The sequence below is a fragment of the Noviherbaspirillum suwonense genome, from assembly GCF_900182955.1.
Classification (GTDB): Bacteria; Pseudomonadota; Gammaproteobacteria; order Burkholderiales; family Burkholderiaceae_D; genus Noviherbaspirillum_A; species Noviherbaspirillum_A suwonense.
The window spans coordinates 54,095-66,364 of sequence record NZ_FXUL01000024.1; the positions used below are offsets into that span (position 1 = coordinate 54,095).

Consider the following 12,270-nt stretch of genomic DNA (forward strand, 5'->3'; position numbering starts at 1 on the left):
CCGCCAGCCCAACCATTACCCTGCCAGCTTGCCCTGCAACTCAGTCACCGTCTCGGGGTTGACCAGAGAGGACAGGTCGCCCGGGCTGTCGCCCTTGTAGACCGCCCGCACCACGCGGCGCATGATCTTCATGTTGCGCGTCTTGGGCAGGTCGCTGACCAGCAGCACCTGCCGTGGGCGGTAGGACGTGCCCATGCCATAAACGATCGCCTGTGACAGTTCGGCCTGTAATGCCTCGTCCGCCGCCACGCCGGGCATCGGCACGCAGACGCAGACGATGGCCGATCCCTTGATCTCGTCGGGCACTCCAATCACGGCCGCCTCCGACACCTTGCCGGTGCCGGTGAGCAGGGTTTCGATCTCCGACGGGCCGGTGCGCTTGCCCGAGACTTTGATCGTGTCGTCACTGCGCCCGAGGATGTAGAAAAGGCCGTCCTCGTCGCGCATCGCGAAGTCGCCATGCACCCATACGTCGGGAATGGTGCGCCAGTAGCTGTCGAGGTAGCGTTCGTCGTCGCGCCACAGGCTTTTGGTGAAGCCGATGTTGGGGTTGCGCAGCACCAGCTCGCCGACATGGCCCGCGCCGACCGACTGGCCGCTATCATCGACAATGTCGACCCCGACACCGAGCGCGCGCGCGCCGAACGAGCCTGGCCGCAAAGGATGGTGCAGGGTGCCGGTGAAATTGCAGCCGCCCACCTCCGTGCCGCCGACAATGTTGAGGAAGGGCAGACGTTCCTTGCAGACGTGCTTGAAGAACCAGCGCCAGGGCGCCTCGGTCCAGGCCTCGCCGCCGGAGCAGGTGATGCGCAGCGAGGACAGGTCGTAGCGCTCGATTTCTTCGTCGCCGTAGCGCATCAGGCTGCGGATCAGCGTGGGCGCGACACCCAGATAGGTGACTTTGTGGTCTTGCACCAAGCGCCAGAAGCGGCCCGTGTCGGGGTAGTCGGGCGTGCCCTCAGCCACCAGCAGGCTACCGCCGAAATAGCTGGGAATGCAGGCGCACATGGCGCCCACCATCCAGCCCATGTCGCTCATGAAGAAGAAACGGTCGCTGGGCTTGAAATCGGCGCAGATGTGCATGTCGCGCGTGACCATTGAGCCGAGGAAGCCGACGTGCGTCCAGACACAGCCCTTGGGCTTGCCGGTGGTGCCCGAGGTGTAGAGCAGCACAGCGGGGGCGTCGCCGGCCATCTCGGCGGTGGGCATGTCGTGGGTTTGGCCGGCAACCAGGCTGGCCCAGTCGTGGTCGCGTCCCGGTGTCATCGGGCAGGGGAACGCTTTACCCAGATGGCGCAGCACCACCACATGCTGCACGCTGGGCACTTCAGCCAGTGCTTCGTCCAGCACCGACTTCATGATGCCGGGCGTGCCGCGCCGCCAGGTGCCGTCCACTGTCAGCACCGCCTTGGCTTCGCCGTCGTTCAGGCGGGCGGCGATGGGTTGCGGCCCGAAGCCTGAAAACAAGGGCATCAAGACGGCGCCGATCTTCAGCACGGCAAAAAACGCGACAAAGGTTTCCGGCAGGTTGGGTAGGTACAGGCCGACCCGGTCGCCCGGACCGATGCCCAGCGACTGCAACGCCGCCGCCAGGCGGCAGACCTCCGCATCGAACTCGCCGTAGCTCAGGGTCTTGCGGTTTTTCGAGTCTTCGCCCTCCCACACCAGGAAGGTCTGGTCCCACACTGTCGTTCCACGGTGCCGGTCCAGGCAGTTGAGCACGATGTTGGTGGTGCCGCCGACACACCATTGTGCCCACTCGATGCCACGCGAGGTGTCGAGCATCTGCGTGTAAGGCTGGTAAAAGCGGAAGTCGCAGAACTCGAAGACTTCCTGCATCAGCCAGGCCGGGTCGGCATCGGCACGGACACTTATGTCTTCGAAATCGGACTCACCCACTTTGCGAAGGAAGGCGGTCAGGTTGGACTGCGCCATCAGTTCAGGAGTGGGTACCCAATCAAACAGTTGTTTGGTAGAATTCATGGCTGAATCGTATCCGAACGTCGTGTTGGAGTCCAGCGGTCCATTCTCCGCGCATCGTTTCTTCTCCGTAACGCTACGCAGTCAGAAAGCACAGAAAGGCGGTCTATCCGTGCATGTCGATGAAGCGATCCGCAGCCGGAAATCGGTCAGGCGGTTTCTATCCACGTCCGTGCCCATTTCGGTCGTACACCATATCCTGCGCGTGGCGGCGCGGGCCCCGAGTGGCAACAATGTGCGGCCGTGGAAGGTGTATGTGGTGGCGGGCGAAGCCCGGCAGCGGCTGTGCGAGGCATTAATCGATGCGGCCACGCACGAGCCCGACCGCCACCGGCCCGAGTACGCGTATTACCCCACGACCTGGGTCGAGCCCTGTCTGGAGCGCCGGCGCCGCTGCGGCTTCGGCCTGTATGCCAGCCTGGGCATCGCGCGCGACGATGCGGCGCGGGAGCATCAGATGTTGCGCAACTACACCTTCTTCAAGGCGCCGGTCGGGCTGCTCGTCACGCTGGACCGGCGCCTGAACACCGGCAGCTTCATAAATCTGGGCATATTCATCCAGAACATCCTGGTGGCGGCGTGCGCGCAGGGCCTGCACACCTGCGCACAGGAGGCGTTTGCCTGGTACCACAAGGTGGCGCGTGCTCAAATGCCTATCAGCGACCATAAAATTCTCGCCTGCAGCATCGCCCTCGGGCACGAGGATCTGTCAGCCCCGGAGAACGCTCTCATCACCGAGCGTGCCGAGGTGGAGGCCTTCGCTAGCTTTCACGGTTTCTGATTCCGATTGCTGGGATTGCGCGCCAGTAGATGCGTCTTCCCTTTGCCCGGCAATACATTAAAAGAGCAGGCTGATCATGATTCTGCACAGCACAGAGGCTTTGAAGCGCTACACCGAAAGCGGCCACTGGGGCCGGCGCACGCTGCGCAAGATGGCGGCCAAGGCGCCGGAGCGACCCGCCGTGGTCAACCCGGCGGATCGGCCGGATCTTACCGGCACAGCGGCACAGAGCCTGAGTTATCGGGAGTTGTCGGCAGCGGTCGATGCCATCGCGACCGGGCTGCTGGACATGGGTTTGCGCAAGGACGAGAGCGTCATCGTGCAATTGCTCAACGTCTGGGAGCTGGTCGCCATGTTTCTGGTGGTCAGCCACGCCGGCGGCGTGCTCGCGCCGATGCCGATTCAATGGCGCGCCAATAAGTTTCAGAACGTCAAGAAGTTTGCCGATGCGCGTTTCTTCTTCGGAATGCGTGATTTTAAGGGTGCCAATCGACTGGCCATCGCCGAGAAGAGCGGCTTTGTGGCGCTGCCGATCGAGCGCATCGCCGAAATAGCGCGCGGTGCGGTCGACGCGGCCCGGCTGGATGCCAGCGTCGTCGATGGCAATGACATTTTCACCCTGTGCTGGTCGTCCGGCACCGAAGCTCTTTCCAAGGGGGGCCCGATGTCGCACAACAATTGGCTCTTTCAGATGAACCTAATCTCGCAGACAGCCGGACTACGCGAAGGGGACCGGGTGCTGGCGACTGCGCCGGTGGTCGACACGACCGGCGTGGCGACGTGGCTGGCCTCGCTGGCCATCGGTGGCACGACGCTTCTGCATCACTCGCTGAACATGCCGCTGCTAGTCAAGCAGTTGATGCAAGACCAGGTGCACTTTCTCCTGCTGGTGCCGGCCGTGCTGAACATAATCCTCAAGTTGCCCAATGTCGACCAGCTCGACTTTTCCGGGGTGCGTTGCATCGCGTCGGGTTCGGCGCAGTGCTCGCGCTGGAGCATGGGGGAGTTCAAGCGGCGCTGGAACATCGAAATCCTGCATACCTGGGGGCAGACTGAAGGCACAGCGGTGTTTGCCGGCGCGCGGGATGTGCCCGACTTCGCCAAGCGGGCCGATCACTTTCCGTGGTGGGGTCGTCCGAGCGTTGCGTGGCCCTCGGGCATACGCGGTGTCGAGATGACGCTGTTCGACGAGGCCGACGCCGAATGCACGCAGCCTGGCCAAGGGGCCGAGCTGGTCTACTGCGGGCCCACCGTGTTTGCCGGCTACTACCGGCAGCCGGACTTGGCGAAAAGCACGTTCACGCCTGACGGTTTTTGCCGCACCGGTGACTTCTTCATCTTGCGCGATGCGCACCACATCGGGGTTTTTGACCGGAAAAAGGACATTGTTATTCGCGGCTTCAACCTCAGTGTTGCCAAGGTCGAGAACCTGGTGCTAACCCATCCCGGCGTGCAGGAGGCGGCGGCGGTGGCGGTGCCCGACGAGATCATGCGCGAAAAGACCTGTATCTACGTCGTGCCTAAGGACAAGGCCCAGCTGCCGACGCTGGAGGCTGTCATCGGCCACTTGAAACAAATCGGCGTGGCGGCCTACAAGTTGCCCGAGCACATCGAGTACTTTGATACCATTCAGCGCAATCCGGTGGGAAAAATCTTGAAGGCACAGTTGCGACAACGTGTGCGCTCAGCGGCCGCCTGAATCAACCCCAACCCCTGGACCCTGTTATGGCAAACATCAAATCCGCTTCTTCAACACATACGCTTCGGGGTAAAACCGCGATCATCGGCGCCGGCATTTCCGCGGTTGGCCGCGTGCCGGGCAAGAGCGCGCTCGCGCTGGCCGCCGACGCGGCAGGCAAGGCGCTAGCCGACGCCGGCATCGGCAAGCACCAGCTCGATGGCGTGCTCTCAAGCTCCGCCTTTGCCTCTCCGTTCCACCGTTTCAGCGTGGCCTTCAGCGAGTACCTGGGCATACAGCCCACGTTTTCCAACACGCTGCAGGTCTCCGGCGCCACGGCGGCGACGATGTTCAACATAGCCGCCGCCGCCATTGCCGGCGGCCTGGCAGAGACCGTACTGGTGGTGGGCGGCGACAGCCTGCTAACCGGCCTGTCGCCCGATCTGGCCCTGCGCTCCATGACCGAAAGCCGGGACCAGCAATACGAAATGCCCTTCGGCATTCCCGTGGCCAACACCTTCGCCATGACCGCACACCGCCACATGAAAGAATTCGGCACTACTTCCGAGCAGTTCGCCAAGGTCGCAGTGATCCACCGCGACCATGCACGGCGCACGCCAGGCGCGCAGATGACCGATCAGTTGGATGTTGATGACGTGCTGAATTCCGGCTGGGTGACAACGCCTTACCACAAGCTCGACTGCTCGCTCATCTCCGATGGTGGCGCGGCTTTCATCGTCACCTCGGCCGAGCGCGCCAGGGCGCTGGGAATTGCCAAGCCTATTTACATCCTCGGCGGCGGCGAATGCTACACGCACGAGCACATCTTCCTGATGCCCTCGCTGACCACCACGGGCGCCGTGCAGTCGAGTGCCAGGGCCTACGACATGGCGGGCTGCGGGCCGAAGGACATCGACGTGGCCGGGGTCTATGATTGCTTCACGGGCACGGTGATCATGATGCTGGAGGACCTCGGCTTCTGCCCCAAGGGGGAGGGTGGGCGCTTCGTCGAGGACGGGCAGATCACCTACGGCGGCGCCATTCCCTGCAACACCCATGGCGGCCTGCTGTCGTTCGCGCACTCGGGCATGCCGGGCTCGCTGTTTCATTTCTACGAGGTCGTCAACCAGCTGCGCGGAAGCTGCGGTGAACGCCAGGTCGCGGGTGCTGAACTCGGCCTGGTGCATAGCCTGGGCGCGGGCTTTGCGACCAACGCCACCACCGTCCTGGGAACGGAGGCCACATTGTGATCAACCCGAAGGATGCCCACCTCAAGCCGCGGCCGACACCGGATGCGGATTCGCAAACCTATTGGCGTGGCATTCAGGAGGGCAAGCTGCTGCTGCAGCACTGCCCTGCGTGCGGTCATGTGCAGCTCTACCAGCAGGCGATCTGCCGTGAGTGTGGTAGCACGCGCCTTGAGCACCGTGCCGCCAGCGGCCGCGCCAAGGTGTATTCGTTCAGCGTGGTCCACCGGGCGCCCGGGCCGGCCTTCAAACAGGACACGCCCTATGCCGTGCTGTTGGTCGAACTTGAAGAAGGTCCGCGAATGATCAGCGCCTTTGTCGGTCCAGACCCTTCCGCGGTCACCTTCGACATGGCGGTCGAGCTGGTTTGCGAGCCTGTCGATGGCGGTGTGTCGCTGCCGCGATTCCGGGCGGCCGGACTTCAAACGTGAAACAGCGTCTTCGTGCGCCTTCCGAGTGTGTGAAGGGATGACCAACCCAAAGCGAGATTTCGCTGGCCCCATTTCGCTGCGTCGTCCTCCCAAGCGGTAGTCGAGGGGCGCGCCTGCCCTGACGACGGCCGCGATTGCGCAGCGGGCGATTGCGCGTTGTCCATGCGTGATCGGATCGTGGCCATCGTTGCGTCGGCCCGCTATGGAAAGACGACATTAATGGGAGGATGATTTCGTGCTTGCAAAGACGCCGACCCTGTGTAGGTGGGGCTCGACGCTTCCTGGCGTGACCAGGTGTTCTTTGTGCGCTCTTTGTTGAATACAGTCGGACCACACAATTTTCTTGAACGCCAGAAAATTCGACTTTACAAAAATCAAGCCGGATGCAGCATAACCCACTTGAAATTCAATAGATCTATAAATGGCAAAATAACATCGCGGTCTACCTAACGGTTGACTGGGAAGCAAGCGCGAGGGTAAGCTTCTCGTCACTATTTGAAGTAAACAGCACCATCGTTGCATCTACAGCGGATATGCCGTAGTTTTTTGTAGCCGCCTGCCTATCTGTTCATTGAGGCCCTGCCATCGTCAAGGCGGTATTGGAACACCTGACTTTCAATGGTTGGCGCGGGTTCTTCCATCTGCGCTTCCTCGACATTGGCTAAACGTTGGCTGCTAGGACATTTGTGTGAAAAGAAGTCCCGCATTCAGTGCCGATCTGCCCATGCCGGTTTGATGCGAGCAGTACGAATACAATGTTTCAGTCCCGACCATTTCTTAAAGGAAAAGACCATGAAATTAAAAGCGCTTGCTGCGGCAGTTTTTACATTGGCTGCATCGGCCTCATCGCCGCCTTCCTTTGCGCATATTTCAGGGGATGTCATCAAGATCGGCTTGGTGATCGACCTGTCAAGCTTGTACGCCGACGTAACCGGGCAAGGCGTCGTTGAAGCGGTAAAGTTGGCAATAGCTGATGCGGGGAACTCGATCAATGGCAAGAAAATCGAACTGCTCTTCGCCGATTATCAGAACAAGGCTGATGTCGCCGCTGGGAAGGCGCGAGAGTGGGTGGACCTGGATGGCGTCGATGTATTGATGGCCGGGACTAATTCGAGCGCGGCGCTAGCGATATCCAAGATTGCGAATGAAAAGAACAAACCCTTGCTAGTAGTGAGCACCGGCACGGCGCGCCTGACCAATGAAGAATGCAATGGATACACCATCCATTACGGCTACGACACGGTAGCGCTGGCCAAGGGTACCGGCTCGGCAGTGGTTAAGCAAGGCGGCAAGTCCTGGTATTTTCTGACCGCAGACTATTCCTTCGGCGCCTCCCTCGAGAAAGACACGTCTGACATCGTCAAAGCGAATGGCGGCATGGTAATCGGCAGCGTAAAACATCCGATCAATGCTTCCGACTTTTCCTCATTCCTAGTGCAGGCGCAGTCGTCGAAGGCCCAGATACTTGGGCTGGCCAATGCGGGCGGCGATACTATTAATGCGATTAAGGCAGCCAATGAATTCGGAATCACCAAGACCATGAAGCTGGCCGGCCTGATCATGTTTGTCAATGATGTGCATGCGCTGGGTCTAAGTCAGACGCAAGGCATGTATCTGACTGATAATTGGTATTGGGACCAAAATGAAGAGTCACGCGCTTGGTCCAGGCGCTATTTCGATAAGATGAAAAAGATGCCTAATAGCATCCAGGCTTCGAGCTATTCAGCCGCATTGCATTACCTCAAGTCTGTGAAGGCTACCGGCACTGATAACGCGGAAAAGGTGCTGTCTAACATGAAGGCAACGCCGATCAACGACATGCTGACCAAGAACGGAACGATTCGAGTAGACGGAAGGATGGTGAGCGATCTGTATCTCAGGCAGGTCAAGGCTCCAAGCGAATCTAAATATCCATGGGATTATTACAAAGGCGGCGAGCGCATTCCAGGCGATCAGGCTTTCACGAGTAGGGCGGAATCCAAATGCGCACTGTGGAAGTAAATTATAGAAGGTCGGCTGGAAAGGGCTTTCCGAAAGCACAGGCACGCTGAGGTAGCGTGAGTTCTGTGGACACTCCTGTTTGATAAATTGAATCAATGGGAGAAAGCATGACGAGAACAGATTTGAGGACCTATACGCCGGAGTTTCGTGCCGAAGCGTTCGAGGTGATTCTGGAACTGGGGGTATCCCTCGAAGCGACGGCGCTGGGGCTGTCACTCCCCAAGGGAACGTTGGCGAACTGGGTCAAAGCTGCCAGGCACGGATCGATGACTCCGACGTCACCTCCTAGTACTACAGTTGTAATTACAAATTTTTAGTCTATGCTGAAAGCCAGGGTTGCGACTTCTCGGAGTGGTGATCATGGATCAGGTTATTCGGAAATATCAGGACGCAAGCCGGACGTGGCAGCAGACATTGGATACGCTGCTGGATCGAATTGGCATGCACTTTGGCCGTAAGGAAATGCAGGAGCGGGCCAGGGATTATCTGCAAGGCTTGCTGCGACCCGTCGAACGCAAGAATGGCTGGCAATTGGCGGAAGCGACCGGGCATGCCGTGCCCTATAGCATCCAGCATTTGCTGGACCGGGCACGTTGGAATGTTGACGCGGTACGCGATGAAGCGCGCGACTACGCGCTGGCGTACTTGGCAGATCCGGATGCGGTACTGGTAGCGGATGAAACCGGCTTCTTGAAGAAGGGCACCCATTCGGTCGGCGTATCACGGCAGTACAGCGGCACCGCAGGCCGCATTGAGAACTGCCAGATCGGCGTGTTTCTGGCTTATGTCAGCGACAAGGGAAGGCTCCTCATTGACCGGGAACTCTATCTACCCAAGGAATGGGCGGATAACCAGGAAAGCCGCCGGGCAGCGAAGGTCCCCGACAGTGTCTGCTTTGCTACCAAGCCTGAATTGGCGCGTCAAATGATTGAGCGTGCAGTGCAAGCCGGTGTTGCTTTTAGGTGGTTTACGGCAGATGAGGTGTATGGCAATAACCGTCGTCTGCGGGTTTGGCTGGAGCAACAGCACATCTGGCACGTCATGGCACTGGCTTCTCACCAATACGTCTGGCTGCCCTCGATGCGGCAGGCGACCGTACAGCAGTTGGCTGCGACTGCCAATGCCGACGACTGGGTGCGGCTGGCTGCTGGCAATGGGGCCAAGGGGCCGCGCCTGTATGACTGGGCCAGGTTACCCCTGCTGAGCTGGCAGATACCAGGCGAACGCTGGCTGCTACTGCGTCGTAGCGTCGCCAATCCAAAAGACATCGCTTACTACGTGGCCTATGTGCCCCAAGGCTGCCCCCTGCAGGACATGGTTCGGGTGGCCGGATCCCGCTGGGCGATTGAAGAATGCTTCGAAGCCGCCAAGGGCGAGGTCGGGCTGGACCAGTATGAGGTACGCAGCTGGCACGGCTGGTATCGGCATATCACGCTGGCAATGACAGCGCACGCGTACCTGACCGTCTTGTATGCTATTGCTGACCAACGCCCGATGTTTAAAAAAAAGACTTCCTGCGGCGCGATGCAGGATTGGAAGCAGCGACGATTACATTAGTGCGGCTCAGCGTCCGGGAATTGCGGAAGCTGTTATGGCAAATGCTCTGGCGCGTGCGCCCCTGTCTGGCATTCATCATTCACTGGTCACACTGGCGGCGCCATCACCAGGCCGTTGCCATGATGTGCCACTGGCAGCGGCGCACGAACACACCATGAACTACAACTGTAGTACTAGCAGCCGCAGTGTGGCCGAACTGGAAGACGAGATTGCCAAATCGCGTCGTGAGCTGGCAGTCGAGCGCATGGAGAAGGAAGTCTTAAAAAACCGCCCCACGCGCCTCGTTGCGGCCCTTATGAGTAGAAACACCAGGCGAGTACACTGAACGTGCGTGTGGACCGTGGCCGAAAGCCTCTTGGAGGTAGCAACCCGTCAAAAAACCAGGCCCAGGGGAATCTGCGGACTCATCTGCGGTGGCGCCTTTCGGCGACCCCGTTTAGGAAATTGATTTAGGCTCAATATGGGTTTCGGGGTCTTGAACCATAGAAAGGCCGATACATCAAAAGAGGCCGACGGTAGACGATTAGTGCGGACATGGAATTGCGTATCCAAAACTTCATAGACGACGATCGCTGCTATGACGCGGTAAGGCAGCTGAGATAGGGATCGGAGATTAAATGTGCTTACTGCCAAGGCAAGCACATCGTGAGGAGGGGCGCGACGACAAGGAGCACAGTCGGCAAGGAATGCGGCAAGCGCTTCGATGATTTGACGCATACGGTATTTGCCGGCCACCATCAACCGCTGAAGGTGTAGATGCTGTTTCTGTACTTTCTCGGCCTGAATTTATCGACCCGGCAAATTGCACAAGAGCTCAACCTGAACAGGGATGATGCACAGCATATGGCTGAAGTGCTGCGCTCGGGCGTAAGTCATTTGATTCTCCATGTGCACACCTTACAGGATAGGGTGTCAACATCGCTCACCGTCTGGCCCGTCACGAGAGCCAGTGTGAGGCAGGAGCTGACAAGAGGGCGGCCGAACTCCGTCTGCGCGGCGTAGTGGGCGTCGAAGTGCAGCGGAGCCGTATTTTGTGTCAACAGCATGAACCAGATGTTGTCGCTCTGGGTCAGGGTGCGGTCGAGGGCGTGCCGATACTCGTCGCCGACCTCGAAGTCTTCATAGAACCGGCCCCGCCAGCCTTCCTTGACAGTCATGGGTTGCTCCTGCGACGGGTTGTGCAATTTAAGAGTTCCCAGACGCAGCCGGGAGCTAAAGTAAGAAGTGGTGTACGGGCTGATGCCTGAAGGCGGGAGGAAGGTGGTGGAAGTTTTTGTTGGAGAATTTGATTGTCTAGGCCAAATCAACCAACAGAGGAAACTCCCACCATGCGCAAGGATAAGCAGGACGTAGCAATTGGTCTACCGGAAATTGGCATATCGCTGGACGAACTGGTGCGTCGCGGCGCCCGGCAAGTCATCCAGCAAGTGATTGAACTGGAGCTGGCAGCACTGCTGGAACAGTACGCCAACGTGAGAACCCTGTCAGACAAGAAGGCAGTCGTGCGCAACGGCTATTTGCACGAGCGCGACGTGCTCACGGCAGCCGGGCCCGTGGCGGTCAAGGTACCGAAGGTACGTGACCGCTCGGGGACCGGCGTGAAGTTTAATTCCACAATGGTTCCTCCCTATGTCAGGAAGTCGCTGCGCGTATCGGCAGCCTTGCCCTGGTTGTACCTCAAGGGCGTCTCCACCGGCGACATGGGCGAAGCGCTGTCGGTACTTCTGGGCGACGAAGCGAGGGGGCTATCAGCCAATGTGGTCAGCCGCTTGAAGGCACACTGGGCAGAGGAATGGCAGCAATGGAACCGGCGCGACCTGAGCACTGCCCGCTATGTGTACTGGTGGGCCGACGGCATCCATACCGGCGTGCGAAGCGAAGGCGCCGATGGGCAATGCCTGCTGGTGATTGTGGGCGTGACGCCAGAGGGTAAGAAGGAACGCGTGGCCATTGCCGACGGCTTCCGGGAATCGACGGCATCGTGGCGCGAGGTGCTGCTGGACTTGAAGGCGCGTGGTCTGCAAGCTGGGCCACGGTTGGCGGTCGGCGATGGCGCCATGGGTTTCTGGGCCGCGCTGGAGGAGGTGTTTCCTGCCACGCGGGCTCAGCGCTGCTGGTTCCATAAGTTGGGCAATGTGTTGAATCCGCTGCCGGTATCGCAGCAAGCCAGAGCCAAAGCGGCGATACAGGATATCTTTATGGCTGCCACCCGGGCGGATGCCCACGTCGCTTTCGAGAAGTTCGTGAGTACCTATGGCGCCAAGTATCCGAAGGCCGTGGCAAAGCTCACGCAGGATTGGGACAGTCTGCTGGCGTTCTATGACTTCCCGGCCGAGCACTGGCAACACATCAGGACCACCAATCCGATTGAATCAACGTTTGCCACGGTGCGTCACCGGACTACACGGGCCAGGAATTGCCTGTCGCGGGCCACGTTTCTGGGACTCGCGTTCAAGCTGATGAAAGAGGCAGAAAAGTCATGGCGCCGGATTCGCGGAGCCGACCGAATTCAGCCATTACTGGTCGGCGTGCCATTCAAGGATGGCATCCTGGCGCAGGACAATCCGCCGGGACAACAGAAACTCGCAGCCTGAT

The 12,270-nt window shown here is 59.6% G+C and carries 11 protein-coding genes; 9 read left to right on the forward strand and 2 right to left on the reverse strand.

The genetic code is table 11. From position 1 onward, the window contains the following. Positions 1–15 precede the first annotated feature (15 nt). The gene (locus tag QOL82_RS23585; protein WP_283444760.1) at positions 16–1,983 is read right to left on the reverse strand and encodes an AMP-binding protein; all 1,968 of its coding nucleotides are present in this window, start codon (positions 1,981–1,983) and stop codon (positions 16–18) included. Between QOL82_RS23585 and QOL82_RS23590 the strand changes: the two genes are divergently transcribed. From QOL82_RS23590 to QOL82_RS23620, 8 genes are all read left to right on the forward strand, one after another. Next, positions 1,982–2,761, forward strand: coding sequence for a nitroreductase (locus QOL82_RS23590; protein WP_283444761.1), 780 nt, complete (start codon positions 1,982–1,984; stop codon positions 2,759–2,761). The genes QOL82_RS23585 and QOL82_RS23590 overlap by 2 nt on opposite strands. A gap of 76 nt (positions 2,762–2,837) precedes the next feature. Continuing rightward, a complete protein-coding gene (locus QOL82_RS23595; RefSeq protein WP_283444762.1) occupies positions 2,838–4,460 on the forward strand; it encodes a class I adenylate-forming enzyme family protein in 1,623 nt (540 codons plus the stop codon). A 26-nt stretch (positions 4,461–4,486) separates the two neighbouring features. Then, complete coding sequence (locus QOL82_RS23600; RefSeq protein WP_283444763.1) at positions 4,487–5,689, forward strand: thiolase C-terminal domain-containing protein; 1,203 nt, start codon at positions 4,487–4,489, stop codon at positions 5,687–5,689. After that, on the forward strand, positions 5,686–6,117 hold the full coding sequence (locus QOL82_RS23605) for a Zn-ribbon domain-containing OB-fold protein (protein WP_283444764.1): 432 nt from the start codon (positions 5,686–5,688) through the stop codon (positions 6,115–6,117). The genes QOL82_RS23600 and QOL82_RS23605 overlap by 4 nt, the downstream gene beginning before the upstream one ends. A gap of 792 nt (positions 6,118–6,909) precedes the next feature. Next, positions 6,910–8,118: an ABC transporter substrate-binding protein gene (locus QOL82_RS23610; protein ID WP_283444765.1), complete on the forward strand. Its 1,209-nt coding sequence runs from the start codon at positions 6,910–6,912 to the stop codon at positions 8,116–8,118. A 107-nt stretch (positions 8,119–8,225) separates the two neighbouring features. Next, a complete protein-coding gene (locus tag QOL82_RS29315) occupies positions 8,226–8,435 on the forward strand; it encodes a transposase (protein WP_430438535.1) in 210 nt (69 codons plus the stop codon). A gap of 43 nt (positions 8,436–8,478) precedes the next feature. Further along, positions 8,479–9,675, forward strand: a complete 1,197-nt coding sequence (locus QOL82_RS23615; protein WP_430438536.1) for an IS701 family transposase — start codon at positions 8,479–8,481, stop codon at positions 9,673–9,675. Positions 9,676–9,709: 34 nt separating this feature from the next. Next, positions 9,710–10,000 (forward strand): hypothetical protein, encoded by a 291-nt coding sequence (locus QOL82_RS23620; RefSeq protein ID WP_283444766.1) that lies wholly within the window; start codon positions 9,710–9,712, stop codon positions 9,998–10,000. A 547-nt stretch (positions 10,001–10,547) separates the two neighbouring features. Here QOL82_RS23620 and QOL82_RS23625 read toward each other — a convergent pair. Next, a complete protein-coding gene (locus tag QOL82_RS23625; protein ID WP_283444767.1) occupies positions 10,548–10,832 on the reverse strand; it encodes a MaoC family dehydratase in 285 nt (94 codons plus the stop codon). 171 nt (positions 10,833–11,003) lie between these two features. Between QOL82_RS23625 and QOL82_RS23630 the strand changes: the two genes are divergently transcribed. Then, positions 11,004–12,269, forward strand: coding sequence for an IS256 family transposase (locus tag QOL82_RS23630; RefSeq protein ID WP_283444768.1), 1,266 nt, complete (start codon positions 11,004–11,006; stop codon positions 12,267–12,269). The last annotated feature ends 1 nt before the right edge of the window (position 12,270 follow it).

Bases quoted from the DNA above. Each gene is read 5' to 3' on its own strand.
- QOL82_RS23590 (WP_283444761.1), top strand. From the start codon at position 1,982: ATGGCTGAATCGTATCCGAACGTCGTGTTGGAGTCCAGCGGTCCATTC.
- QOL82_RS23585 (WP_283444760.1), bottom strand. From the start codon at position 1,983: ATGAATTCTACCAAACAACTGTTTGATTGGGTACCCACTCCTGAACTG.
- QOL82_RS23595 (WP_283444762.1), top strand. From the start codon at position 2,838: ATGATTCTGCACAGCACAGAGGCTTTGAAGCGCTACACCGAAAGCGGC.
- QOL82_RS23600 (WP_283444763.1), top strand. From the start codon at position 4,487: ATGGCAAACATCAAATCCGCTTCTTCAACACATACGCTTCGGGGTAAA.
- QOL82_RS23610 (WP_283444765.1), top strand. From the start codon at position 6,910: ATGAAATTAAAAGCGCTTGCTGCGGCAGTTTTTACATTGGCTGCATCG.
- QOL82_RS29315 (WP_430438535.1), top strand. From the start codon at position 8,226: ATGACGAGAACAGATTTGAGGACCTATACGCCGGAGTTTCGTGCCGAA.
- QOL82_RS23615 (WP_430438536.1), top strand. From the start codon at position 8,479: ATGGATCAGGTTATTCGGAAATATCAGGACGCAAGCCGGACGTGGCAG.
- QOL82_RS23620 (WP_283444766.1), top strand. From the start codon at position 9,710: ATGGCAAATGCTCTGGCGCGTGCGCCCCTGTCTGGCATTCATCATTCA.
- QOL82_RS23625 (WP_283444767.1), bottom strand. From the start codon at position 10,832: ATGACTGTCAAGGAAGGCTGGCGGGGCCGGTTCTATGAAGACTTCGAG.
- QOL82_RS23630 (WP_283444768.1), top strand. From the start codon at position 11,004: ATGCGCAAGGATAAGCAGGACGTAGCAATTGGTCTACCGGAAATTGGC.